Source organism: Paucibacter sp. B2R-40 (genome assembly GCF_025717555.1).
GTDB lineage: Bacteria > Pseudomonadota > Gammaproteobacteria > Burkholderiales > Burkholderiaceae_C > Paucibacter_A.
This window is the reverse complement of sequence record NZ_JAJIRP010000003.1, coordinates 199992-225489: the sequence shown is the minus strand read 5'-3', so window position 1 is coordinate 225489 and position 25498 is coordinate 199992. Positions and strand designations below refer to the sequence as shown.

At 61.5% G+C, this 25498-nt stretch carries 16 protein-coding genes and 1 pseudogene; 2 read left to right on the top strand and 15 right to left on the bottom strand.

What is annotated here, in order from left to right; translation table 11 throughout:
• Positions 1–70: 70 nt before the first annotated feature.
• The 12 genes from virB11 to LNV09_RS07505 all read right to left on the bottom strand — a co-directional run bounded on the left by virB11 (position 71) and on the right by LNV09_RS07505 (position 10768).
• The gene (virB11, locus tag LNV09_RS07560; protein ID WP_263556483.1) at positions 71–1201 is read right to left on the bottom strand and encodes a P-type DNA transfer ATPase VirB11; all 1131 of its coding nucleotides are present in this window, start codon (positions 1199–1201) and stop codon (positions 71–73) included.
• Positions 1198–2574 carry a type IV secretion system protein VirB10 gene (virB10, locus tag LNV09_RS07555; RefSeq protein WP_263556482.1) on the bottom strand — a complete coding sequence of 459 codons (1377 nt, stop codon included), beginning with the start codon at positions 2572–2574 and terminating at the stop codon, positions 1198–1200. The genes virB11 and virB10 overlap by 4 nt, the downstream gene beginning before the upstream one ends.
• Positions 2571–3482: a TrbG/VirB9 family P-type conjugative transfer protein gene (locus tag LNV09_RS07550; protein ID WP_263556481.1), complete on the bottom strand. Its 912-nt coding sequence runs from the start codon at positions 3480–3482 to the stop codon at positions 2571–2573. The genes virB10 and LNV09_RS07550 overlap by 4 nt, the downstream gene beginning before the upstream one ends.
• A gap of 7 nt (positions 3483–3489) precedes the next feature.
• On the bottom strand, positions 3490–4263 hold the full coding sequence (locus tag LNV09_RS07545; protein WP_263556480.1) for a VirB8 family type IV secretion system protein: 774 nt from the start codon (positions 4261–4263) through the stop codon (positions 3490–3492).
• Between the two features lie 38 nt (positions 4264–4301).
• Positions 4302–5003 (bottom strand): TrbJ/VirB5 family protein, encoded by a 702-nt coding sequence (locus LNV09_RS07540; RefSeq protein WP_263556479.1) that lies wholly within the window; start codon positions 5001–5003, stop codon positions 4302–4304.
• Between the two features lie 9 nt (positions 5004–5012).
• Positions 5013–6062 carry a TrbL/VirB6 family protein gene (locus LNV09_RS07535; RefSeq protein ID WP_263556478.1) on the bottom strand — a complete coding sequence of 350 codons (1050 nt, stop codon included), beginning with the start codon at positions 6060–6062 and terminating at the stop codon, positions 5013–5015.
• A gap of 16 nt (positions 6063–6078) precedes the next feature.
• Positions 6079–6501 (bottom strand): hypothetical protein, encoded by a 423-nt coding sequence (locus tag LNV09_RS07530; RefSeq protein ID WP_263556477.1) that lies wholly within the window; start codon positions 6499–6501, stop codon positions 6079–6081.
• Positions 6498–8891: a VirB4 family type IV secretion/conjugal transfer ATPase gene (locus LNV09_RS07525; protein ID WP_263556773.1), complete on the bottom strand. Its 2394-nt coding sequence runs from the start codon at positions 8889–8891 to the stop codon at positions 6498–6500. Before LNV09_RS07525 ends, LNV09_RS07530 begins: the two co-directional genes overlap by 4 nt.
• Positions 8892–8988: 97 nt before the next feature.
• On the bottom strand, positions 8989–9321 hold the full coding sequence (locus tag LNV09_RS07520) for a VirB3 family type IV secretion system protein (RefSeq protein WP_263556476.1): 333 nt from the start codon (positions 9319–9321) through the stop codon (positions 8989–8991).
• Positions 9322–9333: 12 nt separating this feature from the next.
• Positions 9334–9627, bottom strand: coding sequence for a TrbC/VirB2 family protein (locus LNV09_RS07515; protein WP_263556475.1), 294 nt, complete (start codon positions 9625–9627; stop codon positions 9334–9336).
• 53 nt (positions 9628–9680) lie between these two features.
• Positions 9681–10172 (bottom strand): lytic transglycosylase domain-containing protein, encoded by a 492-nt coding sequence (locus LNV09_RS07510; RefSeq protein WP_263556474.1) that lies wholly within the window; start codon positions 10170–10172, stop codon positions 9681–9683.
• A gap of 8 nt (positions 10173–10180) precedes the next feature.
• Positions 10181–10768 (bottom strand): hypothetical protein, encoded by a 588-nt coding sequence (locus LNV09_RS07505; RefSeq protein ID WP_263556473.1) that lies wholly within the window; start codon positions 10766–10768, stop codon positions 10181–10183.
• Between the two features lie 146 nt (positions 10769–10914).
• Here LNV09_RS07505 and LNV09_RS07500 point away from each other — a divergent pair, with 146 nt between their 5' ends.
• On the top strand, positions 10915–11607 hold the full coding sequence (locus LNV09_RS07500; protein WP_263556472.1) for a rhodanese-like domain-containing protein: 693 nt from the start codon (positions 10915–10917) through the stop codon (positions 11605–11607).
• Positions 11608–11976: 369 nt separating this feature from the next.
• On the opposite strand, the pseudogene LNV09_RS24800 reads toward LNV09_RS07500, so the two are convergent.
• A pseudogene (locus tag LNV09_RS24800) lies at positions 11977–12081 on the bottom strand (HipA domain-containing protein); the annotation flags it as partial.
• A gap of 14 nt (positions 12082–12095) precedes the next feature.
• Between LNV09_RS24800 and LNV09_RS07495 the strand changes: the two are divergent.
• Positions 12096–12716 carry a toll/interleukin-1 receptor domain-containing protein gene (locus LNV09_RS07495; RefSeq protein ID WP_263556471.1) on the top strand — a complete coding sequence of 207 codons (621 nt, stop codon included), beginning with the start codon at positions 12096–12098 and terminating at the stop codon, positions 12714–12716.
• A gap of 675 nt (positions 12717–13391) precedes the next feature.
• On the opposite strand, the gene LNV09_RS07490 is transcribed toward LNV09_RS07495, so the two are convergent.
• The gene (locus tag LNV09_RS07490; RefSeq protein ID WP_263556470.1) at positions 13392–19793 is read right to left on the bottom strand and encodes a hypothetical protein; all 6402 of its coding nucleotides are present in this window, start codon (positions 19791–19793) and stop codon (positions 13392–13394) included.
• A 42-nt stretch (positions 19794–19835) separates the two neighbouring features.
• Positions 19836–25496 (bottom strand): hypothetical protein, encoded by a 5661-nt coding sequence (locus LNV09_RS07485; RefSeq protein WP_263556469.1) that lies wholly within the window; start codon positions 25494–25496, stop codon positions 19836–19838.
• Positions 25497–25498: the final 2 nt, after the last annotated feature.

The following is a 25498-nucleotide window of genomic DNA, read 5'->3' as shown; positions in this document are numbered from 1 at the left end:
CCAGCCGCCAGCTTGCGCTCAGTCGGCCTACTTGACATCGATACCGTTGTCGGCAGGGCGGTGCTGCAATTCACGATGCGGCCTCACTTGATTGGCCGCCTTCGCTGGCCACCAGCACCGATTCGTCCCAGCGTCCCAGCCGCTGCCTCCGAGGTTCGTAAAAGATCTCCGAGATGAAGCGCCCGCGTTCATCTCGGTCGAACTGCACCACCACATCGATCACCACGCCCAGCAGCCACTTGATCTCGTTCATGCGCAGGCCGCCACCGGCCCCGCTCTCGCGGATCATCAGCGACATCTGCTCAAACGCCAGCGCGCAACTGCCCGCATGCACGCTGGTGATGCTGCCGGGGTGGCCGGAGGCGGCAAGCCGCACGAAGTAGAAGCATTCGTCCCCGCGCAGCTCGGCCAGGAAGATCCTGTCTGGCTTCATGCGCAAGCAGGCTTCCAGCAGCGACTTGGCCGTGACCCGCGCCGTCCCTTGTGCGTCCTTGCTGTAGAAGAGGTGGACGACGTTGGGATGGTTGGGCAGGGTCAGCTCGGCGGTGTCCTGGATGGTGATCAGGCGCTCATGCCGGGCCACCTCTTCGACCAGGCCCTTCATGAAGGTGGTCTTGCCGGAGCCGGTTTTGCCGCTGACGACGATGGTCTGGTGCTTGCGTACCGCCAGACGCAAGAAGTCGGCATAGCGGCCGGCTTGTCTGAAGGCGACCAGATCGCGCTCAAACGGCAGCAGCTCGCAGCCGGCCGTACGGGTGACCGTCGCGTGATTGGCATCGACCCGCTCGAAAAGGCCGTCACGCTCAAAATCATCCAGGCGCTTGATCATGTGCGAGGGTTTGCGCACCGTGATCGACACGGTGCCGCGCGAGACCGCCGGCGGGATGACGATTTGTATCCGCTCGCCACTGGGCAGGGTGGCCGACAGCAGCGGGTGCTCCTGGCTGATTTGTTGGTCGGAGAAGGTGGCTATCGCCGTGGCCAGCGACAGGCAACGCTCCAGCGTCAGTTCAGGCACCGCGACGGTCTGCCAGCCCTCAAACGTTTCGACCAGCAACTCGCCCGGCCGATTGACGCAGACCTCCAGCACGCCGGGCGCGTCAAGCTGCTCGCGCAGCGGGCGCAGGAACTCGATCACCGAGGTGGCGTCGCCGCACCAGCCGTCTGCGGAGGCTGCCCGGTCAAGTAAGAGGCTACTCACTTGGACACCTCCGTCAAAGCGTAGACCGAGGAGAAGTCCACATCGCGTGCAACGTAGATGGCGACGATGGCGCCCTGGTGCTGATAGATCAGGGGAGGGATGTTGATGGTGCTGTCCAGCACCTTCTCGGCCAGCTTGCTGGTGTTGGCCGTTGTGGCGGGCAGCAGAATGGTGTCGGCCTGGTTGTTGTTGGAGTGGTTCTGCATCACCAGCTTGACCGAGTCATCGATCAGCGACAGCAGCATCGCCGCGCCCAGGCGTTCGCCCCAACGGTTGTCGACAAAACCGTCAATGCCTGACTCGCCCAGCGGGCCGGTGGCGGGGGATTCGATATCGACCGTGACGCCAAGCGGTGTGCGAACTCTGGTCCAAAGCACCGGGATGCGCACCATGCCGGGCCGCACGGCGGCGATGCGGTACTCGCCGTCCATGTGCGAGCCGCGCTCGATCAGCAGCACCCGGCCGTCGTCGCCATAGACATTGCGCTGCACCTGGCAACTGACCAGGCCCGAGGCGGCGCTGATGATGCGGGTTTTGAGGGCGCAGGTGAAAGCCGTACCTTTGGGCAGGGTCAGGCTGCGCTGGTTTGGCGTGCTGGCGAGCATGGCGGCTGCCACGCGGGGAGTTGCCGAGGCTTGCAGTTGGCCGCCGAACAGGCCGGTGTTGGGTGTGCTGGAAGTGTGGCCTTGCACTGTTTGACCGGGGTGATTAGGCGGCGAAGGGCTGTCTTGCGCGCCCAGCGCCGATTCGGAGCTCTTGGTCAGCGTGTCCAGCAAGCCTTGCAGTTGCCGTTGATAGCCTTCCAGGTTGCGCTTGGTTCCGGCGAGTGGGTCATCGGGGTTGTCGATCGCTGAGGGCCGACTGGCCGCCGTAGCTGCCGTACCTCCGCTAGGCCTGCTCGAAACAAGCGTTACGGGCGCATCCTGCGGTGAAATGCGTTGCGGGCCTGAACTTGTAGGCTCGCCGGTGCGGCGCACCCCGATCGGCTCCGGTGATTCATCGTCTGCGCTGGCGATGATGGCTGGAATCATTCGATCGCTTGATGCCGAGGCCGGCGCGTTGGGCTGCACTTTGGCGGGAGTAGTCATGTCGAGCTTGCGTGGCTCGGCTGCGGCCGCACTGGGCCGATCGGTCAGCCTCCTGGCCTCGGCTTCAGCATCCTTTTTGCCGCTGGAGAGAGCTCGGGTGACGGCGAAGGTCGTTGCCGCGATCAGGGAGAGCAGCATCAACGCGACCGCCAGAATGGCTTTCCAAGACAGCCTGCTCTCGCGGGCCTCTTGCGCGATGTCCGGTATGCGTGGGTTCTTGTCGCTGGGTTCATCTTCCACCGGCTCGACGCTGTTGATGCCGGCGTTGGCGCTCGTGGCGTTCATGGCAAGCTCCCGGCTTCATCGGCGCGCTCATCAACCTTTAGTGTTCGCCGCAGCCCGGCTACCGTGCTGGCGCCGATGGGAGGGCGCCCGTCCAGATCGAAAGCCTCGTTCCAAACCCCCACCACCGCCGAGCCGGCCCGCAACATCAAGCGCCGACTGACCCGGTCCGCGACCAGCAGCTCACCGGCCATGCGCGCGTTGACCAAGGACTCCGTGCCATCCCCTTGGACGTGAAACACCGCGGGCAGCTCTGCATTGCCGGGGAAGCGAAAGTAGGTGAAACGGCCATCGTCGAATACCAGCGTGGGCACGATGTCTTGCGAGTCGCGACCTTCGGCGATGGCGTAGTTGGCGTTGACCAAGTCCGCCGGCGCTGTAGTTCGCTCTTTCATAGAATCGACATTCGACTCGACCGGCGCCATGCCGAACTGTGTTGGCGCGACCAACATGGCGTTCGGGAGATTCGCGACCCGCGCGGCCGGCGCCTTGATCAGCAGCCGGTAGATCGGCTGTCTCACATCGCCATCGGCCAAGAGCACGAATCTGAAGGCGTGGCTGCGTTTGTCGGTAACCACGGCCAGGTTGTTGGGGCCGCTTGCCAGCGTCTTGGGCTTGACGAAGATGTTGCGGCCACCCACTTGGGCGGCAATGCACCAACTGGCCTCGGGCTTGCTGCAGTCGGCCCCCAGGCCCGAGCCCGCATCGGTAATTGCCTCGCCTGCGTCCAGCATCAGATGCGTGACGATGCCTCGTTTGACCGGCACGGTGACCACCGCCTGTGGGTCATACCAAAGCTCTTTCAGTCGGGGATCGGTACCGGCGGTCTGCGCATTCGCGGCACTGTTGGCGGCCGCCAAGCCGACGATCAGCCATGCGGCGGCGAACGGGCCTTTGGTTTTGTTAGGCATGACGACCTCACGGCTTTGGTGTGCTGACCTGCGCGGCGGCCAGCGTGGCCGGCTGCGTATTGATCTCGGGGTCGGACCGGTAGGCGGTGACGACGAAGCCGAACGGGTTCTCCAGCCGGTCTTTCTCCTTGGCCAGCACCTTGGGTTGGTACTCGAAGATGACACTGGCGACATGCCGCGTGGTCACGTCCGGCAGATTGCGCTCGGGCTGGCGGATCAGCTTGTCATAGGTGACCGTGGCCTCGCCCCGGTTGCCGCGCCGGCCGGCCGCCGAGAGCCGCACGCCGACGATGTTGATGCGCCATTCTTCGCTGCTGACGAGCTTCTTCTGCAGGGCGGCCTCACCTTCGAACAAGCGGTTGTAGTCGGTGAAGACGGTCGGCACCGCCATCCTGGCCACCTGATCGAAATCGCGCTGCAGCCACCACCAGCTATAGCCTTCGCGGGCGCGCACAAACACCGCCAGATTGTGTTTGTCCAAGGCCTCTTGAGGCGGAATGGCTTCTTCGCTCAGGCGCTGCTGTATCGTGGTTTCGCCGGTGGTCTTGTCCACCACGATAGGAATGCCGACCACTTGGCGCAAGGGCCCTTGGGCGAGCGCGGCCAACACGCCCAGCGTGCCCAACAGCAGGCCAGCTCCGCCGACCAGCCAGCCACGTCGCTCGGACTTCTCCAGCATCAGCGTGCGGTCAATCTCCCAGGCCCGATTGGCGGCCGTTGCGTTACGGCTTGACTCGGCCGAAGCCGTAAAGCCTGTGTTTTCCAAAATGGCGCTGTCCATGACTCACCTCGCATCTCTCGCTGGATCGCATTCGTGACTCAAGGCAAGAAGTCAGAGATCTTGCCGGTCCGGTTCAGCATCTCGTATTGGCGTTCACGGTCGCGCGAGCGGGCAATGCGCTCCTCGCTGTCGGCCATGCCTTGCAGCATTTGCACCTGGGACATTTCATGCGCCAGCAAGGCGTTCTCGGCGCCGACGCGGGCCTGAATCTCCTGTACCGCTTTTTGGTCTGCTGTGGCGTCAATCTGCCCCATCAGGGCATTGATCTGCGACAGCCGGCCCGAGGCGGACTTCATCGCATCCTGCAGCAAGCCCTTGTGCTGGTAGGGCTGGGCCAGCGCGGCCTGGCAGTTGGTGCGCGCTTGGCCGACCAGGTCCAGGCAGTTGTAGACCATGCCGAAATCCCTCAAGCCCTTGGCCGTGGAGTTCAGTCCGCCGTAGCCGGAGCTGCCGACGGCATTGACGGCGGTATACGCGTTGGCCGGCACATAGTTGCGCAGCAGCGGATTGTTGGCCACGGTACCGAGCAGTCGCTTGCCGTTCATGCTGGCGATCTGCGCTTGCAGCTGGGTGATCTGCTGAATCTGGTTCTGGATCGCAGTGATGTCGTTAGCGACTTGCTGGACGGTTTGCACCAGATTGGCAACGTCAATGACGGGGATACCTTGGGCGTGGCTGCCGGTCGAAGTGACGATTAGCAGCAGTACGGCAAGGGCAATGGGGGTGCGAGGTTTGGGCATGATGACTCCTCAGGAACGGCCGCGCAGGGCCGCGAGTTTGTAGGCTGCGACGCGTGCTTGGCCATAGCCTTGGCGCGCCAATCCACCGGCAGCGCCGACGGCATAGCCTGCGGCGTGTGGGATGCCGGCACCACTGCGCATGGTTCCGCCGCCTGAGCCCGCAGCGGCGGACCGGCCAGAACTTGAGCGCAGGCTAGACACCATCATGGCGCTTTGGATCATCTGAATGCCTTGCTGTATGGCCGCACCGCCGGTCAGCGCCGAGGCCAGGCTGGGTGCCTGGAAGCAGATGATGGCCATGACCAGCATCAGCACGCAGTAGCGGGAGGCTTCGCCGAGAGCGTTCAGCGTTGGTCCAAGAAAGCCACCGGCGTTTTGAATGCCGATGAACATCTCACGTCCGAGGAAGGTGCTGAGACCCAGAGCGAAGAAGGCGAACCAAGTCAAGACCACCGAATTGAGGAGCATTGACAGCCAACTGTCGAAGAATCGCTGCGTGGGCTTCCACGCAAGGCAAAAGATGAACAAGGGGCCGACGGCAACGACAAAGTTCAGGAACACCGTTGCCAGCGTCACCACGAAGACGGCGATGCAGAGAAACGCCACCGAGCCCAAAGAAAATACTCCAGCGGCAAGCAGCAGGTCTGGCCGGGTGATGCTGGCTTCCTTCATGATGTCGCCGACTTGATTGCTGGCACTGTCGTTGAACTCGTCAATCAGCTGATATGGCGTTGTTACTGTGTTCGCTGGTGCCCCGGCCGGAACAAAGGTCGTTGCAACGCCAGTAGAAAGACTGTTGACGGTGTCGGCGACGTTGGTGATGTACACGCCCGACTGCAGCGCCAAAGCCAGGATCAAGCCGATCTTGGTGACCTTCCAAAGAAAATTTGGAACTGTTTCCGATACCTCGTTGCGCAGCACTGCCCAGCCATACAAGAGCACCCAAAGCGTCATGGCCGTCAATGCGATTGGCGCAATGGCGGTCATCAGCGCCGACACCACTCCGAACACATAGGTGCTCAGAATCGCCGTTAGCTTTGTGCCCAACCAGGTAAACATGAGGCGTCCCTTTTGACTATTGAATGGCGTCGAACGGCAGGTTTGCTGGCGGACGTACAAACATGGGCGTGCACTTGCTTTGCAGGTCTGGGTATTGGCATTGGAGCCAGTCCTTGCCTCGTTTGACTACCCAAACACGAGACAGCTTTTGCGCGCCATAGCTGGAGCCTCGGCAACTACCGGGCCGCGCCCAAGGCTCCGTGCACTCGACCAGACCAGCGGCGGTCTCAATCATTCGCCATGAACCTGCATGGCAATTCGCGTCCGCGCCGCACACCTTGCTGACTGAAGCCGGCACCGGCGGCGTCTCCACCTTCGTTCCTGCAGCCGTCACCTTGACCGCGTCATTGCCCTTGACGAACTGCGCCTCGGCCGGCGTGCTGACCAAGCATTGCGAAGCCAAGAGGATGGCGGTGAGCTTGTATTCGAGAAACTTCATGACGATCTCCTTTCCAAACGGGCTTTGCGCTCGTGGATGGCAGCCAGCAGCAAGGGCAGCCAGCGCTGCGGGTCGTCGCCCACTTCGGCACGGATGCCATCGAGCAAGTTCACGTTATCCGTCGTTCCCGACAGGACCGCAACAAAATCTTCCAGCCCCGCAAGGTCGAGTTCGCAGATGGCGCTGTTGCTGCGGCCTTGCTTGACCAAGAAGCTGCGCCCGCCTCTGGAGCCCAGGCTCTTGACGATGTCGAATTCGGCGTCGCTGAGCCCGAAGCCATCGACATATTCTTCCCGCAAGGCCTCGGGGTTAGCCAGGAACATCTTGGTGACGCTTTGCTCGACCATGGTGCGGCCGATTGGGTGGCGCAGCACGTCGGACGGGCTTTGCGTGTCGAAGATGCCGAGTCCGTTTTGCTTGCGGATGGTTTTTTGCTTTTGCTTGGCGAAGTCGCTGAAAATGTCGTTGTCCAGCGCCTTCCAGAATTCCGAGATCACATAAATCAGCCGCTCGCCATTGACCAACTCGCCCATTACATCGAGCAGATAGAGCATCAACGGCGTGCGCACCTCGGGCAGGTCAAGAAACTCGGTGGTGTCGAAGCCTATGGCCCTGGCCAGTTGCAGATCGGTCAAGCGGTCATCCGCCTCGTCAAAGACCCAGCCGAGTGCGCCGCCCTGGCACCAGCGGCCCAGCCGCTCAAACAGGCTGTTATCGCCCGACTTCGGCAGGTTCTGACGTACGGTCGAAAACCTTCTCAGCGCCTTGGGCATGCGCGCGACCGAATGCACGGCCTCGGCAATCGCGTGCTCGTCGGCCGGCAGCAAGGGCAGGGAAGGGCTCGCGATGCAGGTGCGAATCAGCTGCTCCCAGAACTGTATGCGTGCAGGGGTGGGCTCGCGCTGCAGCGGGTTGCAGCCGGTCGGCTTGCCGGCCTCCAACGTGAAGTAGCGGCCACCCAGGGCGCGCAGGGCGATCTCGCTGCCGCGATCCAGGTCAAACAGCACGATGCGCGGCGCCGGCTGCCATTTGCGCGTCAGGGCCAGCAACAGCATCACCAGCGTTGTCTTGCCGACCCCGGTGGAGCCGATGATCAGCGTGTTGCCGGGCAGTTTCTTGTCTTCGGAGTCTTCGCCGTCGGGGCTGGCGTGCAGATTCAGGTAGTAGGGCTGGCCGCTGGGAGTGCGCAACAGTGCCAGGGCCTCGCCCCAGGGGTTGCCGTCGCGCTTGCCGCGTGCGAAGTTGTGGCCGCTGGTCAGCGCCGCAAAGGCCCGCGAGGAGAGTTTGGCTTCGCGTGGCCGCCAGGCCCAGTTTGCCGGCAGTTGCGCGAACCAGGCGGCGTCGGCCACCAGATCCACAGGCCGCATTTGCAAGCTGCAGGCTTCGCCCACCGCGCCGATGGCTTGCACGGCGCGCCGGCCCGCATCGCCTGCGCTGTCGCCAAAGACCAGCAAGCTGTAGTGATACTCGCCCATGCAGAATTGGCCGTCACCCAACTCGTTCAGCGCCAGGTCCATCTCGGCGACCTGGCTGGCGACCACATCGTCACTGGCGATCAGTTGATCGCGCTGCAAGGTCAGCGAGTGCAGTGCCTCGCGCCTGGGCAGGATGGAGAAGCTCTGCGTTTCGATGAACTCGCTGGCTTCGTAAAGCAGCGGGTTCAAAACACCCGGCTCGACCGCATCGGCGTACTCGTGGATGTCGACGAAGGCCGCGTAACGGCGAGAACCGTCGGCATCGCGCAGCTCCAGCTTGTCAGCCCCAAAGGACAGTCGGGTGGTGGGCAGCGTGCGATACAGCGGCCCCGCATGCACGGGCACCGGCCGCCAAACGCCGTTGATCAAGAAGGACAGGAACTCGGCCACTTCGGAATAGGCCTGACCCTTGCGGCTGTTCACGCCCAATAGCGTAGGCTGAAAGGCCCGCAACAAGCGCTCGACCAGTGCGGACTTCTCGGCCATCACGGTCAAGGCCTCGGCCTGCGCCCTGGCAATGTCCTCGCGACTGCGGCGCACTTTTTGAAATGCCCGGCCGACTTTTGAAGCGCCCGGCCGGTAGACCAGGCTCAGGTACAGCTCATTGCTGATCATCCGCTGGCCGCGCAGCGAGGCGGCATAGGCCTGCGCCAAGTCATGGGCGAAGCCAGGTTCTGCAGGTTCAGACATTCGGTCTTCCACCAGGCGGTGCAGTCGGTGCTCCCAGATCGCGAATTGACCACCGGCCAGATTGCGCAGCAAGCTGCATTTGGCTTCATGGCGCTCGGCGATCAGTTGCTCGTCCGCGCATTCGAACGGAATACCTTCCAGGCGCCAGACCCGCAGATAGTCACCGCCTCGGGTCATCACGTCATGATCTGACAGCAGAGAGGAAAACGGCACAAAGCGGGACAGCGGATTCTCGGCTTGCGCACGAGCCCAATGCTGGGGTCTCGCGGTGGTTCTTGACCAAGGCCAGCTTGATTCGTCGGCATGCCGCTGGCCTGTTGGGTTATTGATGCCAAACATCGGAAGTCCCCCGGTAGAGGTAGGGCGAATAGCTGCGGCATTGCCAGAAGCGGTGGTTGTGGTTCTTGAAGCCAAGCTTGGTGGCAATGAACATCTGCCTGAAGCGTTGATCGTCCCGCCGTGTCACGAAACGCATCCAGCCAAGCAGGGGGCCCAGGGCCGTCACCACGATGAGTGCGATCCACCAACTCAGCAGCAGGCCGCCCCACAAAATGATCAGCATGCCGCTGCCGAACAAGATAACCAAAGGCACCAGCGGGATGCCCAGCTTCATCGCCGGCCGGGTGGCGCCCTTGTAGATCGCTTCGGCTTGCATGACGGCACTCGTTCAAGCGACGATGAAGGCGGCGAAGGCGGCGGCCCCACCGACCAAGGTGCCGCCGATCAGCACATTGGCCACATCCGCCAGCCGCGCCCCCTGAAAAATCATCTTGAAGCCGGCCCACATGATGGCAATCGTCACCACGGCGATCGAGATCGTGACCAGGATGGTGTTGACATTGGTGACCGTGGTGTTGATTTTGTCGAAGCCTTGGGGCCATGCGGCTTCAGACATCGCCAGCAAGGCGAAAAGCAGCGGGGCGAACTTGGAAGCGGCGCGGGTTGAGACGATGGATTGCATGATGGCTACTCCTCAATGAAAGATGACGGGTTCCTCACAGGTGTTCCGGGATTTCACGGCGGCTGAGCCAGCGCTGGTGGGCGGCGACTTGCCGCCGTCACCACCCGCTGGACATAACCTTGTCTGAAGCCGGTGACGAAATTGCCGCTGTAGTAGCAAGACAGCGCTTGGCGCAAGACTTGCTGCGTCGGTGTTTGGCTCGCCCCGCGACCGGCTCGCTCAAAGCACTCGCTCAGCACCGTTTGCATGGCCTTCAGATTGGCGCAGGCATCGAATGCCGAGGCGACGGTGAGCCCCAAGCGTTCAAAGTTGCGTAAGTTGATTTGCGCCAGCCCAACGCTGAAGTTCCAGCCCTGTTCTTGCAAGGCTGCCGCCGTGACGCGCGCTTCGCTCAAGTTCTTGGGTTGGCGCTCCAGCACGCCGCCGACCACGCCGATCGCATGCGGATTGAAGCCGCTCTCAACTTCCACCAAGGCGCGGACCGTGCTCGGATGTACCAGCGGCGCACAGAGGGCGGCCATTTCCGAAAAATTGATCTCGTCCATGGCGGGCCTCAGCAGTCGGGGCAGGGCGGAGGTGGAAGGGCGGCGAGCCAGGCCGTGTAGTCGTCTTCGAACTTGCTGTCCCAACTGCCCAGCTTGGCTTTGGCGGCCGGCATGAATTCGGTGACGGTGTCGCCGCCCATGCTCCACCAGGTGCGCGCCCAAGATTGGCCTTCGACCTTGACCTCGACCGCGCCGTCGAAGTCGCAGCGATAGATGGGGCCTCGCGGGCCATCGAATTCACGCGTGTACTGCAGCGGGCAAAACGACGGGGCTTGTGCCCATCCATGGCTTGAGCCATTGCCGGGGCCCGACATGCCGCAGCTGGGAAACATACGCCCACGGGCCAGATCCTTGAACAGCTGCCGGATCGGCGGCACGCATTGCGGAATCGCGCGCCAGCTGGGCGCGGCGAGGCACAGCAGGACGGTACAGCCATCGACGGCAAAAGCGGGCTGCGGCATCGTAGCTGCGCCTGTTGCCAGCGTCATTGCCAGCAAGACGCTGGGCAGGAATCTCGGGGCTTCACGGTCCGCGCCGTTGCGCTTGGCAAGGCGTAGCGATGGCTCTAAAGTGAATGCATAACGATGATGAAGCATGACATGGCCTCGCGGTGACTCGGCAGCGCTGATGCGCTTGCTTGGCGCCTCTTGCGGCGTCATGAAGTAAATCTAGTGCCTCAAACGCCAAGCCTTGATGCTGGATTCGAGGCAATTTCTAGCAAGTCGAGAAGGTCCAAACCGCTATGACTGAAACCGCTTTTGCCTTCGAGGCAATCGTGCACCCGCATCAATTGGAGGTGCAGGACTTTGCGACCTACGGTTCGGTGATCGATGCGCGCAGTGCGGCTGAATTCGAGGCCGATCACATCCCGGGCGCGGTCAATTTGCCGGCAGCTTTGGCCGCCACCAAGTCGGAGTCAAGCAGGGCTCAAGACCTGCCGAACGAGTTGTCGGCACTGCTCGCGCGTTTGGCAAGTGCCGATACCTTGCTCATCTATTGCGACCGAGGCGGTCTGGACAGCCAAGTCTGGGCCGAGCGTTTGCGACGCGATGGTTGGTTGGTCGACGTGCTGCCCGGTGGGTGGCCCAGCTATCGGCGCTGGGTCGATGCCGGGCTTGAACTGCTGCCACGCAGCTTGCGCTGGCGACGGCTGCTTGTGCCGGCTGCGGACATAGCTCGTGTACTTGCCGAGCAAACTGCCAATGGGCATCAAGTTTTGGATATTGCTGAGCTGGTGTGCAGTCAAAACTTGCCGGATGCGTCAGCGTCGGCTGTCTTGCTCGGCGCCCCGATGACTCAGGCCAGATTTGAGTCAGAGTTGCTCGAGGCTCTACGCCGTCTTGACCCCGAGCGGGAAATCTTTGCGGCCGAAGGGCTGCTGCCGAGTAATCTGACCTTGCCTTCGGCGTTGTGTGAGGCGCTTAACCGCTTATGACTTCGGCGCCATCCGCCCCAGCATCTCTAACCACGACATGCAGTAGGGTCTGAATCAGCCGCAACTCACCTCCAAGATAGGGGCGAACAGCCTCCGCAAAGCCCTGGTTCTCGGCCTCAATCTCGGCCGCCAATGTTGGCAATGCTTTCATTAGGCCCGGCATCATGCTTTTGAGCTCACTCGGTGAGGCAGGCCCAAAGCCGCCCCGGCTTCCAGGATTGAGGCACGCGTGACCTCGCCAAAACGCCACGTGTTCGGCAGCGGAATCATCATGTTGACTGCCGGCTAAATCGTATTTTCCGCCCTCTCATTGGCGAACGCCCTGGTGTGGCAATAGGCCGTACTGAGCAAATCATAGAAAGGCGCCAGCTAAATACCGTCAGGCGACACCAGGAAAGACAGGTTTCTGAGGTGGCAGTCGTCATTTCCCATGAGTACATTGAAAACCAGCCAAGAGAATAGCCGCAAGCGTGTGCTGGCCCGTCGCGATGGGCAAGGCCATCGGACAGACCGAGCTGTTCGTCATGCTGCTGAGTACCAACTTCCTCAGCTCGCGCTACTGCATCGAGACCGTGTCGGCGGAGGCCCTGGAGGCGATGGCCGAGCGCGACAAGCGTGTCTTTGTAGTGCTGGTCGGCACCTGCATCTACGACGCTGTGCCGCACGGCGCGCCCGGAGGACGCGTGCTCGGCGAGGTGGCGACGCAGACGATCAAAACCATCGTCCGCGACCTGCAGGCTGCCGGGCCCTTCGACGAGCACGGCCGGCTGGTAGCGAAGTATGCGCTGAGCCCGCCGCGGCAGGACCTGGCCGGGTCTGCCGTCGTCGGCCAGATCTACCGCCGCTTCAACCTGACGCGGCCGGCGGGCGGCGCCGACGAGGACCGCGCTGCTGTCGACCCGGACCGCGGCGCGCTGCTGGCCCGCTGCGACCGCAAACCACTGCTCGACCGGCTGGAGACCTGGTCGCGCGGCAGCGCGCCGGCGCTGGTCGTGACGGAGAGTGAACCAAACCGTGGGAGGGTAATTTCGGATTTGATAGGCTTGTCGCCCTGCCTTCCGACTGGAATTGCCTTGCGCCTATTCATCGAAGCCCGCATGGAGCGGTAAGCAAACAAAAGCGAGAGAGGAAACGATCGTTGCATAAGCTGCCGTCCCACGGTTTGGTTCTCTCTCCATCTGAAAAAAATAAAATGAAACTCAGGACAGGCTCTCACCTATGAGCTGTGGGCTACAAGATGTTCCACATTTACTTTCGTCGACTAAGTCCAAGAGCTTGGGCTTAGGTTTTGCGGCAGCCTTGGCTGGCACGCCGCCATCGCGTCGCCTGGCCGCGTGGACCCAGCGTCGAGCTGGCTTGGGATTGATGCCCTGGGGCATGGCGACCTCAGCGGTCGGCACACTGGCGCGCTGCAAGCCGCGACGATCTGCGCCTAGAACTCGTTGCTGTGGATTCGACGGCCACGGCTGACTTCATCGGGGATAGGGTGCATTTGTCCACCAAAAATGTAGTGGAGAAGTGCATCCTAGAGCGGACTTACTCGATGAAGGTGCCGCGCCTAGACGCTACATTTGTCCCGCCGACTTAGCCTTCGTGAGCCCCTATGTCACTACAAAGCTCAAGGGGTTCGGCGGCGATCCAACCGATCTGAAACCTGAGGGGATGCCGACTTACACGGTCCTGCCAATAAAGGATTTGATTGAAGTGGCCGGTTTTCATACGAATATTACTGACGGGCCATTAACCGTCTGCAGTACCGGCAGGTATTGAATAGCGAGAGCGCTTCAGGGTCTAGTTTTGCTCCCACTTTGGCCGGCTCTCTCCTGTCTCAGGCGGTTCGATTCGGCATGATGCATCTGAGCATTTTCAGGCAGCCAGCGCACCGGGATCGTCACGTTCATCAAGGTCTGGCGCGCATGTTGCTCTCCCGCGCCGAAGGTCCAGGTCACGCTGACGTTGGGCCATGGCGTCTTGACCAGGGCCGGGTTGAGGAACATGAGCTTGTGCGCATCGGATGCCTGCACGCGCCGTTCGAGCAGCAAGCCGCCACTGGTGAGGAAGGTGCGTATCTTGGCGTCTTCCCGCTCGGCAACCACGGCCATGGGTGTGGCGCCGAGCTCGGTGCTACCGACCCGCGGCGCCAGTTCGCGATCGACATAATCGACCCGGCCTTCGACCATGAACGCGTTGTCTTTCATCAGTTTCACGTTCCAAACCGGCATCTTGGGGAAGTTGGGATTCAGATGATCGAGCGTGAGGTTATGGAACGCGTTCTTGAATGCGTCTTCGATCGAGAACGGGGTGTCGGGGTGACTGGCGCCAGCGGCGAGCCATTCGGAAACACCGACGCTGCCGATCATGGTGCGCAGGGCCTTGTTCAGGGTCGGTTGCTTGTGGAAATCGATCCACGTCGTCGAGGGATCGACCCACACCAGTTCCGACTTGTCGCTGGCCATGACGAAGCGCTCGTTGATGTCGGCGCCATTCTTTCCGTCAAGATCGAGCAGGTTGCGCTGGATCGACAAGGTCGCATCGAGCGAAGACCAAGGCTGGTGCAGGACCACCAGGTGCAGTAGGAAGGTGCGCTGCGCCGTTTGCGAGGCCAGCACGTCGATGCCGACCACACCGCCCAGTTCACTGGTCCATGTGCCATCCTGCTGGAACGTTTCACTGAACGCCCAGCCGGCCTCCGTGCGCCGCAGCGTGATCTCGAACGATTCGACCGGTTCGGAGGCCACCGCCAGGGCCGGCGCGGGGGATGGCCACAGCAGGCCGATGGCGGTGCGCAGCGCCGGATCGAGCTTGTCATGGTGCAGCGCGGGAGGGGCGACTTGCGGCGCCGCTCCTGCATTGCGCTGCTTGGCAACGTGGTAGGTATGCCATGCAAGCAAGGCGCGCAAGCCGTCGCGCTCGTCGTCGGCCACCAGCTTGGCCAATCCCGTCGACGAAGCGCCGCGCAAGGGGCGCCGTTTCAGCGTCATCGTGAACTGGTCAAGGTCGATGGCATTCGACTCCGAACTCTCGACCAGAAAATAGAAGTGCGCGTAGCTGGTGTCGACATGGTGCCATCCCTTGGGCATGGCGTCCGGCGCTTGCGTGTTCTTGAGCGGAAATTTGTCTGGCGTCAGGCGCTTGTATTGCGTCAGGTCGGTGGAAGCTCCGTCCGCCAGTTCGAGCATGCTCGGGAAGTGGCGATGCAGCGGATCGGCCAGTCCAAAAAAGATCTTCTCGAACGCCTCGGCCAGCGATTTGTCCGCGCCGCCTGGTTTACTGGTGCCGTACAGCTGCTGCCATGCGGTGGTGATGCGCCCGGGCGTGACAGGCAGCACCGGCTTCGGCGTTGCCGGCGGTTTGCGGGCCGGAAGGATGTAGACGGGCTGGTTCTGGATGCGCCACGCCGTCTCTTCGTGCACCACCGTCAGTTCGATCGCGCGCTCGCCGGGCTTCTGCGCAGACAGGTTATCGAACAAATTACTTTGGGTAAGGAAATCCGCTGCCGAACGTGCTATCGCGTCGCCAAATGGGCGGTCCTTCCGGGGCATGGCGATGTCGAAGAAGTCGCCATATGTTGCGTCCTCGAGCACATCGACAAAGTATCGGTGCAGCTTCGGCAAATCAGCGACGGTCTCTCCCGGCGCGGCCGGGCAGGACTGGATCTGCATGACCGGGAACCGCTCGGTATTGACCAGGTCCAAGCTGGCATCCTTGTTGGCCGCCACCCCGCTCAAGCGCAACACGCGCTTGCTAATCTGCAGGTAGGCCAGTTGGTCAGGAAACTTGCCGGTTTCGAAAGCACCGATCGCAATGCCTTTCGATTTAGCATATAGCGTGGGGTCGGTGCGCAGCAAGGACGCCATGCAGTCGCGATACTGCCCGCCATAGGCGCCGATGAAACGCTTGACCATGGTTGCGGTCGAATTTTTCGGATGATGAACGGGATCGAGCCAGTGCTGCGCAACCTGGATCGCAAACAGGTTGGCGGTGGCGCTTGCCTGTTGCTTCAGTGTATTGGCCGCTTCGGCCGGCTTGACCGAGCCAAGTTCGATATTGATCAGCCCCGCCAGGACGCTGGTTTCGCCGCGCATGACACTGCCGAGAATCTCGGCCACGAAATTTCCGAATTGAAAAGTCGTCGCTGCATCCAGGCTCAAGTCGCCCGCCGACAATGCCGGCAAGGGAACGAAGCCATACAGGACGTAGTACAGGTTTGCCTGTTGGCGCGGGATCGTCGCGAACGGCGCTGCCAGGAACTGGACTTTGGCCGCGAGCTCGCCCAAGACCTGGGCCGGCTTGATTTCGCTGGCCGAGCGCGGCCCCGAAGGCGAAATCCAATCGTGGGCCTGGCGCCATGGGCTGTCCGCCACCTCGGCCAGGCGCTGGTACTCGGCGAGTGCATCGCTCTGGGTGTCCTCGTCATTCTCCAGCAGCAAAGCGCGGCATGCCTCGGCCGATAGCGCACCGGCGCGCGGTGCCGTCGCGGCGGCCGGGCCGACCAGGCTTTGCTGGCGGAACATGATCTGATCGGGCTTGTCGGGCGGCACCACGACGAAGCCAGCAGGCTCTTTCGGGCAAGGGACGATTGCCGCGGCGTTCCGATTGATCTCCAGGCCGACGCGATACACCAGCGCCTGCTCGGCATGCGCGGGCGATCCGGTCGCCAGCAGCAGCTTGATGTCGAGCGCATTCGGCGCCGGATCATTGGCCATGCCTTGCAGCGCAGCGATGAAACCGGCGTAGGTCGGCGTCAACGCCTTCAGCCATGGCGCCAGAGCGGCCGCATCGAGGTAATGCGCGGCGCCGGCGCCCAGCGCGATCTTGCGTAAGCCGGCGACAATTGCAGGAAACTCCTGATGGTCGGCCGGCAGCTGCGACACCGGCGCGTCGGCGGCGACGGCGTTGCCATCGTAGCGCCACGCTTCGAGGATCAGTTTGACTCCGGTGCGGCCTTCGCTGACGTCTATCGATGCGTCGCGCAGGTCGCACAGGGTTTCATACAGCGAGCGCAGCATCTTCGGGCCCTTGTCGAGCACCGATCCAGACGTCAGCGATGCCGGCCCGGCTTGCAAGCTGGCGGCGATCGCCTGCTTGTCCAGTGTCAGCACAATCCTTTTGTGCGTGGCATCGGCGTCGGTGACGAGGAAGTGCAGGAAGGGCAGCGGCATTGTTTTTCCGGCGCCATCCTGGATGCCGATTTCGGTGCTGGCCAGGTTCTGCACCGGCGCGGCGTAGCCGAGCCTGAGCTGATCCTGGTACGCCGCGCCGAGCCGGATGCCGAACGGATTTTCCAGCGTGGCCCCCAAGTGCCAGTTCGCTTGCGGCCCTATTAGGCGCGCCAAGTAGCGCCGTTCTTCAGGATGGGTGGCGAGATTGCCGATGCCGTGCTGGGGCGCTGTTTTCGGCGGGGCCGTGAAGTGCTGGATCACCCAATAGGCGCGCCCTGAGGCGAGTTTGGCCGGGCGATTTTTCGCCGGGTCGTCGCGCAGGCCCGTTTCCGGCTTGAGCGGCAGCACTGCGGCAGGATAGGACAGCCAGAAATCGCGCCGCGTAGCCATGGCCGTTTCCGCGCCAGGGCACAGGAAAAAGCGGGCCTTTGCGAAGCTTTGCAGCATGTCCTTGAGAAAATGGTCATTGTCCGGCGCCAATGCCGGCACCGGTTGGCTGGGGCCGGATATCTCCAGCGAAAAACGTTCCATGATGCCGTCGACGCCGATGGCCGGCTTGAAATTGAAGAGTGCGCGCGGAATCATCTGGCTCTTGTCCAGATCCGCCGCCAGCGCGTTCGTAATCGCCAGCAAATTGAAATGCCCCTGCATCATGAGGGCATCGGCGACCAGGTCGATCGGTATCTCTGCTGTGCCGCTGGCGGCCGTCCCCACGCCCTGCAGCCATTTGCCCGCCTTGGTCGCGGCGGTGCTGTCCAACTGGACCAGGCAGCCGACGCTATAGCTGATGCCGTCGATCAGCTTGGTCGTCAGCGACAGTACCACGCATCCTTGCAGCGAGCCGAGCGCGTCGAATGCCATGTCGGTCCCGACGCTGCTTTCCTTCCACAGGTCGGCCTTGGCGCGGGCACCGCCGTCGGCCTTGAGCTGTGTGAACAGCATCGAATACAGTTCACGCTCGGGCGCAGGCATGTTCGCCGCCAGCGCGAACTCGAAGATATCGTCGCCCGAATAGGCGCCCAGCGATGCTCGGCGCAACATCACCGGCGCGCGCGCAAGCCATTGCACAGCGTTCCATGGCGCCTTCGCGCGATCATTTGACAGGTTGTCCTGCGCAAACAGCTGCCTGCGCGGCTTCATCTGGCGAATCTGGTCGCTGGCGGGGGTCACGTTGAACGCGACGGTCGGTTCGACTGCGTCGAGCAGCGCGGTCGGCACGCCGAACAGGACGGGGTCGTCCGTGTCCTTGAGCAGCTCGCTCGCCGGCGGCTTGACCCTGGTGCGCGCGACGCTGAACATTTGTCGCTCGTAAAAAATGCGGCCGGGATGGTAGGGGTCGAGGCCGAGCGCCATCTTGACGGTGCTGCCGTTGGCCCGGTAGCCGCGGGCTTCGCTCACCAGCCCGCTGAAGAGCCGATCGAGCTTGGCCAGTTCCGTCTTGTCCTTCGGGAACACGTTGACCGCTGTCGGGTGGCCGGGAAGCTGGATGTCGAGCGATTCGAACTGGATGGAGTGTCCCGGATGGGCGTCGGCCAGCGGACCGAGGCGCAAGGTTTGCCCCAGCAGCGAATGATTGCACGTGACCATCCAGTCTGGGTCGTCGATGTCGTCGGCCGATGGCTTGAGCACGATGATGTTGTGGTTGTCGAACGGCGTCGGGCGCGGCATGCGCAAGCGTTCGCCGAAGGCAATGGCGGCGGCAATTTTGGCGCCAAGGTCGACTTCCTTGCGCATCGCTTCTTCATAAGCCCCGCTCGTCGATTGGCCTGCCAGCACCGCGATCTTGGCGGCCTCGCGGGCAAACCCATCCCAGAAACGCGCATGGTAGCTGCTCAATACTGGCTCCAGCGCGGCGGAATGCTGATCGGCGGCGGCCAGCATCCACTCCTTGAGTTTTTTTCCACCAATATAGTAGCGAGGAAATTGCAGGCGACCCGTGTGTTCCCAATAAGGCGATACTTCCAGCGGCGGCTTGACGAAATTGCGCGGGTTGCGCAAGAAGGCGAACAGGGATGCGTCGGCCATGAGGGGGGCGCCGCCAGGAACGCTGGTCTTGGTAATCCAGGCTGTCCAGCGCGTGCGCGGAGATTCATCGTTCGTGGGACGTACCGACAGCACCGCGTGGGCGTGGGTGAAGTAGTTGTCCCAGACGACCTGAAGCTCTTGCGCGACCGCTGGATCCGGATCGAGCGGTCCGGCTACTTTGGCGCTGGCCATGGCCACGTAAACCCCTTCGGCCCAGTCGCGGAACTGGGTCTTCTCGTCCTCGGCCAAATCTACCCAGTTTTCTTTCTCCTGCTGGATGAAATTATTCTGGCAAAAGGTGGTCCATTGCGCCGTCGATAACTTCATAAAAGCCGGTACGGGATTGACCGGGTCGAGGTCGATATGCACATCCTGGTGGACGCCGGCGCCTGCCGGCCCCAGGAGAAAATTGAGCGCGATTTTCGTGTTCGGCGGAAATGGCACGGGTATGTAATCGGGGTCGGCCAATGCTTCATACGCATCGTACGCTGACTGCACCGGGGCGATGGCACCGGCATTCTTTTGACTGCCCATCAGGTCGCGCAGATGCTGGAAGCCGAGCGCGGCAAGTTCGGATACTGGCTTGCTCGAATCGCTTAGCAGATGGGCGCCGATCGGCGCATTGCTCGTGAAGTGTTGGTCCATCTTGGCCAGCTGTCTATTGCGCGCGATGGCAACATTGCGGCGCGTCGTAAAGTCTTTCTGGATGGTCGCCGGGGGCAAAACAGCGACAGCGAGCTCATCCCAACTGGTGGCAGTCAGGTACTCGACGATACCGGGAGAGTCGCTCTCATCGGCCAAAAAATGCGTCCCGCCCTGGTCCTTGAGGTGGCGCAGCATCGGCTGGATCACCAGGTAATAGTGGTCTGCGTCGTGGCTATAGCTTTCCGGAAATGAAGGCTGCCCCGCGTAAGGTGCATCGCCCACATAGGCGCCCATATGGAATGGAAGGATTTGCAAATACAAGGTCTTTTTCTGCACCGCGAACGCATCGTTCATTCAATCTCTCCTCGTAGGTGTGGACGGACTAGCGGGTTCGGTTCAGCTCAGGCACAAGCATCCGTTCGCTTCGATCGCGTATTCGCCGCTGACCGAAAATGTCCACGAAAAAAATCCCGACCCGACCCTGCAGGATGCGGCGTAGTTGGCCGCGAGGCTGGCCCTGTAGGACAGGGTCGAGCCGCCTGATGGGATGTACAGCAAGTGCGCGGCGATCGCCGCCTGGACCGACGCGACGATGGATGCCGACAGTATCCAGATCCGGATGCCACCTTCCGCGTACGCGTAAATGCCCACCACGCCGATCACTTCCAGGCTCTTGACCGAGGTGCGCAGCAGTTCCATGCCGGGCAATTCGCCCGGTTTCAGTGCGGGGCTCAACAAGGTCACCGCCCCTTCCAGGATGGCAAACACGCCGATGCCCGCTCGCACCCAGACGCCCGAGCCGGGCGAGCCCAAGCCCCAGTAGTAGCCGACATAAAAGCCGACGCCTGCTGCCAGCGTGATGTATTTAGCACCCTCCGGCGCGGCAGCGACCCTGCGCTCGAAATAGAAACCGAACTTGGCTTCGTAGGTGCCCATCGGCATGCGCGCGGCGCGGTCCCACAGATAGGCGCCGTTGCGTTTCCACGGAAAGAAGAAGTCGAGCAGGAAGCTCCAGTTGAGGCCCCATTCGATACCGAATTCGCCGGCCTCGAGCTGGGCGATGAAGCTCAATGCTGGGATCCGGAAGGTGGTGCGGAAGCGGTCTTGGTCGCGCGTCTCGCCCGGAATATAGGCCATCTCCAGCGTGTCTTTGCCGATGATCGTTTCGATCAGGCTGCCTTTGAGCCGAATCCCATAGTAGCGCTGGTCGTGGAAGACCAGCACCAGGTCCTCGACAAATGCCCCGATGCTGCCGCGCAGCGCGAACAGCCAGGCATTGTCGGTTCCGAGGTCGACCAGAATATCGGCCGTTCCGCCTGCGATGGTGGGCGCCGTCTTGGCCTTGCCCTGCGCGATCTCCAGGAGCTTGGTCTCGGGCGGAAACTTGATGACGTTTTTGAACAGCTCATCGGTCGCGCCGGATTTCTTGCCCTCGAACAGATAGTCCTTGTCTTTTTGGGGCAGTTCGATGTTCCGTCCCAGGACGATCCAGTTCAGCTTGACGGTGCCGCCGCCATCACCGGCGGTCGCGTCGGCGGTCATCAGGAAGGCGCTGTTCGCGTCCTTGCCATTGCCGTATTGCGCCATCAGCAGATTGAGTTTCTTGAACGGCTCCCATCCGCAGATCGACAGGCGCACGTCACGCGCGGCGATGATGGTCGCCGGGTTCCTGGCCGCGAGCGGTTTGCCATAGGTTGCGGCACCGACGTACAGTTGTTCAAGCTGGAGTTTGAGTACGCCGAAAATATCGAGCTTGAGCTTGGTGGCGTCGAGGCTGCTGATGCCGAGGATTTGTGTCGGCAACGCCGGCAGCGCGGGTTGCAGGATTCCGATCAGCATATTGAATTTGAGGCTGTCGAGGCTGGTGCCGCCAAATTGTGGCAATTTGCCGAAGCTGACCGAGAAATTCACATAGGGGATAACCGTCCCCTTTTTCAAGCCCGTCGTGGGGGGCTGCTGGAATAGCCATACGTGGGAATCGATCAATCCCTTATACACGTCGCTTGGCGAGCCATCTTCCCGCGCAGCTTCACGCACGAAGCCGACGCCTTCCGGCCGGATATCGATATGGGCCATGAGCGAGACTGCCTTCGCTCCGGGAAAGGGAATGTGAATCGAAGGAAAATCGAATTGCAACCAACGATTTTCACCCATGCGCGTCACATCGCCCTTGTTTTTCGCGGGCAGCAGGATGCGGAAGTCTTGCAGTGTGATCGGCTTGTCCCCCTTCTTGATGTACTCGCCCCAATCCTTGACGGCGATATCGCCATCGATTTCGACCGATGTCTTGCCGTCGTGCGTGCCGACCTTCATTCCCTTGAATAAGAATTTCTCTATGAAGGCGACGTTGATGTCGAAGCTGACCGGCTTGGGCAGTTCGGCGGAAAATTCGAACGCGCCCGCGCCCGCGTCTTCCGGGATCTTGCCCTTGATGACCACGATTTTTTTATTTGCGCTCGGATCGCTCTTGCCCCACAGGTTGGTCAGATAGAGATTGAGTACGACTTCGCCGCGCACCAGCGTCGCGTTGCGGATTTGGGCCTCGAATTTGACCAGTGCCAAGGCGATATCAGTGCCGGGATCCGTCTTCTGAACGTCAGTAATTTTCTCTTGCGTGCGGCTATGCTTGACGTAGGCATAGGTGTTGAGCGTGTTTACCGCATCCTTCCCGATGCCGCCAATGGCAACGTAATCCATTTCGAAGTGGCGCAGGCCGAGTAGGTCGCGCAGCTGCTGATGCCGACCCAGGTCCAGCGTGGGGCGAATCACGACGATGCCGCGCCAGCTTGCATCATCAAGCACTTGCGGATCGATTTTGGCGAGCAGGTTGCGCAGTGCTTCGTCCGGTGTCTCTGCATCCACCACCACGCCCAGCGGATCCGGAATGGCCGGGCTGGCGTTCGTTTTCGCCGCTTCCAGCAACAGATCGCGCAGTTTGCGCTTGCCCGACAGCTTGAGGATGATGGTGGCCTGGTTGTCGAACATGAAGTCCCAGTTCGCGCCCGGCATCGCCAAAGGAAACGCATGGTTCCATAATTGGCCGACTAGTTCGTTGGCCCTGGTTTGCAGCGGCAAGCGCTCGGAGAACAGCAAATATTCAGGCGGTTCGAAGCGGAACTTGGCGAACATTTCGATCGCCAGTTTCTGGAAGTTCAAGCCTGCTTTGAGCGAAAAAAGCTGTTCGATGCGTTTGAAGTCCCATGCCGCGTCGAGCGCATAGTCGTCCCATTTCTTCAGCTCTTGAGCGGGATACTTCGCGTTCCAAAGGCTTTTGAGTTCGCCGAACAGCGCATATTTTTCGAATCCGGCGTAGGTCTTGGTCCAGGCGGCAAACAGGTGCCAGAGCTCATTGGACAGGCGCCCGGCGCTCGCCTCGGCCAGCAGCCGGGCATAAACGCTGGTTGCTAGCTTAGTCCCGTAAGAAAGGCGTAGCGCCTCGATTTCCTTGACGATCAGCGCAACGTCGGTGGCCGGCAGGATATCCTTGAGCAGCGGCACCAAATCCTTTTGCTCGCGCCACAGCTTTTCGAGCGTCTCGATCTCGCTCGGAAGGCCTTGCGCCACCGACGTCAACATGGTGCCGATCTGTCGCAGATCGGTCACCGCGGGATCGTCGAATCCCGGCAATTCCATCGCCAGTGCCACGAATTTTTGGTCAGTCAACGCTTCGAGTGCCAGCCCGAACACTGCCCGTGTTCCTGGAACGGTGATCGAGCAGAGCAGGGCATACAGCAAATCGGTCTTGGGCAACAGCTCCCAGAAATTCCTGAGCTTGGCGGCCGCGACAGGAAGGTCGCCAGCCAGGATGAGAGCGCCGTCCACGTGGGCAGTAATTTTTTGCTCGAGAATCCGAAGCTGCGCCTTGTCATACCCGATCCATGATGCCTCGCCGCGCAGGATTCGCCGCAGTTCGGCGACGGCAAGTAGTAATGGATCGACGCCGTTCGACGATGGCGGCGGAAATCGGCGATTAGTTCCGCCGAACGCGACCCTTTCACGCAGCAGCAGCAGCGCTGCGCGTACTTTGTTCCAGTCGCCGATCAGGGGTAGCTCCGCTGGCAGCTGGGGAAGGTTCGGCAGATCGGCACAATTCCACAGGGCAGCGAACTTCGTGAAAAGATCCGCAAGTTTGGGCTGCGGCGCGAGCAGAGGCAACAGTGATTTGACGCTGGCGGCCTTTTCCATCTGGCGCGAGAGTTCCAGGAGGGCAAGTTCTTCGCGTTTGGTCCCGCCATGAATAAACAGACTGGTTGCCGCACCGATGATCGGACTGCCGCGCGACGCAATAGTCAGCGGATTGGGCGCGACGGAGGCCAAAGCCACGCTCTGCTCAACCACGCGGGCTTCGCCGGCTGGCCACCCAAACAGGCCGAGCAGTTGAGGGGGGGCTTTTTCCTTGTCTGACCGCACGAACCCGGACTGGTGGATTTGGTCGACGGGCTCGTCCAGCGCAAAAGCACGGGCCGAAGCGAGGTTGAGCTTATCGAGCCAGCGTGCGGCGCGTATGAGAAAGGGTTTCGAATTCGCGCTGACCATCGCCGCCAACCCGGCATTAGCGCAGTTGACGAACGCATAGTTGTAGTCAAAGAGCGGCAAGCTAAATTCGGCTTGGTTCTCGTCGCTACTTATTTCGCAGACCCTGCCAGTGGTGTTGCCACTCTTCTCCAGCAAGGAGTATTCGCGTTCGTGAGATTGGACATGCAAGGTCAGGCCCGTCTTTGTCGGAAAGACCAGTCGAGAAAAGATAAAACTCGGAAAATTTTCACTGAAGGAATATTCAAACGGCTCACAATCGATCTTGGCTTCCAGCATTCCGGCGCCGGACCAGCGCAGGTAGGCGCCGTTCGAAAAGCCGTGAATTTCGAGCGCGGTAGGTGCCTTGGTAGTCAGTTCGATCAAGCCCTGCGCTCCGAAAAGCCAGTCCAGGTAGCGCGGATCCGGCAAAGCGGAATCAATATCGACGCTGTCCGGACGGATCGAGCGGACGATGACTTTCAGCTGCTGTTCATGCGGGTGGGAAATCTGGATCGACGCGTTCGACAAGTGCAACTCATCTTCGATGCGTGCGGAGGTCACGCCGGCACGCGAGGTCAGCGGAAATGAATCGCGCACCAACGCTAGCGGGAGTCCGAATTCATCGGTTAATCCGAACGCGATCAAACACGTCTCGCCGAGGACGGTTTTTGGAACCCAGTTGCATTCCGTGTCAGGCTGGCCTGGGTCGTCGACGTTGTAGACGATGCGTTGCCGCAGCATTCCGTTCGCCAGCATTTGATGGGCGAGCAAATGGTTCGATTCGAACGGCGCGGCATCGGGATCGAGGATGTCGATGTTGACCAGCAAACCCTTGTGAAAATCCTGGTTCAGCCCATACGTGCGTGAGGCGCGCTCGACTTCGCTATCGATCGTGAGTGTGCCCGTCGATCCGTCGAATGATCCCCGCTGCAGTCCCAGGAACTGCTCGTTTTGTGCCCAAAGCCCCGTCGGGCCGGGTTCCTTGAAATGCGTGTCGATGACTAGCAATCCGGATTGTTGGTCATCGAGCAGCGGCTGCCAGTGCATAGTCGCTGGGGCGGCTTCGGCGGCCCAATACATGACTGTCTGAAAGCGCTGTTCGATGCGCGGTCCCGCCCCCACCAGATTGCGGGCGACAAAAGATGTCGCAGTCTTCAGTGGGGCGAGCGGGCTGAGCCACATGTTCTCGTCGGCCGCCGTCAGAACTATCCCGGTGTGGGGCGCGACATGTGCCGGCGCCACCATAAGTTGCATTCGGACAGATTCGGCAGACTGGCTGAGCGGCTTGGAAAAAATGCACGCCGCAGGTCTTGTGGCGGTGCGGCCCAGGAGTACGATTTCGCCACCGTGGACATCGCACTCCCATTCGCCTTCCAGTGGTGCTCCCGACGCCGGGCCGAAGAACGGTGCCGCCGCAATGGAAACCGTGGCTCGCCTCATGACCAGGCTCACAGCAATGCTAAAACGGGGATCGGTTGCCAGCGCCCTATACTGCTTCGAACCATCGGTCTCGAAACGGCAGCCAAATAGCCAGATAAACATAA

Coding starts and splice junctions, on each gene's coding strand:
- virB10 (WP_263556482.1), bottom strand. CDS start 2,574: ATGAACGCCACGAGCGCCAACGCCGGCATCAACAGCGTCGAGCCGGTG.
- LNV09_RS07550 (WP_263556481.1), bottom strand. CDS start 3,482: ATGCCTAACAAAACCAAAGGCCCGTTCGCCGCCGCATGGCTGATCGTC.
- LNV09_RS07545 (WP_263556480.1), bottom strand. CDS start 4,263: ATGGACAGCGCCATTTTGGAAAACACAGGCTTTACGGCTTCGGCCGAG.
- LNV09_RS07540 (WP_263556479.1), bottom strand. CDS start 5,003: ATGCCCAAACCTCGCACCCCCATTGCCCTTGCCGTACTGCTGCTAATC.
- LNV09_RS07535 (WP_263556478.1), bottom strand. CDS start 6,062: ATGTTTACCTGGTTGGGCACAAAGCTAACGGCGATTCTGAGCACCTAT.
- LNV09_RS07530 (WP_263556477.1), bottom strand. CDS start 6,501: ATGAAGTTTCTCGAATACAAGCTCACCGCCATCCTCTTGGCTTCGCAA.
- LNV09_RS07520 (WP_263556476.1), bottom strand. CDS start 9,321: ATGCAAGCCGAAGCGATCTACAAGGGCGCCACCCGGCCGGCGATGAAG.
- LNV09_RS07515 (WP_263556475.1), bottom strand. CDS start 9,627: ATGCAATCCATCGTCTCAACCCGCGCCGCTTCCAAGTTCGCCCCGCTG.
- LNV09_RS07510 (WP_263556474.1), bottom strand. CDS start 10,172: ATGGACGAGATCAATTTTTCGGAAATGGCCGCCCTCTGTGCGCCGCTG.
- LNV09_RS07505 (WP_263556473.1), bottom strand. CDS start 10,768: ATGCTTCATCATCGTTATGCATTCACTTTAGAGCCATCGCTACGCCTT.
- LNV09_RS07500 (WP_263556472.1), top strand. CDS start 10,915: ATGACTGAAACCGCTTTTGCCTTCGAGGCAATCGTGCACCCGCATCAA.
- LNV09_RS07495 (WP_263556471.1), top strand. CDS start 12,096: ATGGGCAAGGCCATCGGACAGACCGAGCTGTTCGTCATGCTGCTGAGT.
- LNV09_RS07490 (WP_263556470.1), bottom strand. CDS start 19,793: ATGAACGATGCGTTCGCGGTGCAGAAAAAGACCTTGTATTTGCAAATC.
- LNV09_RS07485 (WP_263556469.1), bottom strand. CDS start 25,496: ATGTTTATCTGGCTATTTGGCTGCCGTTTCGAGACCGATGGTTCGAAG.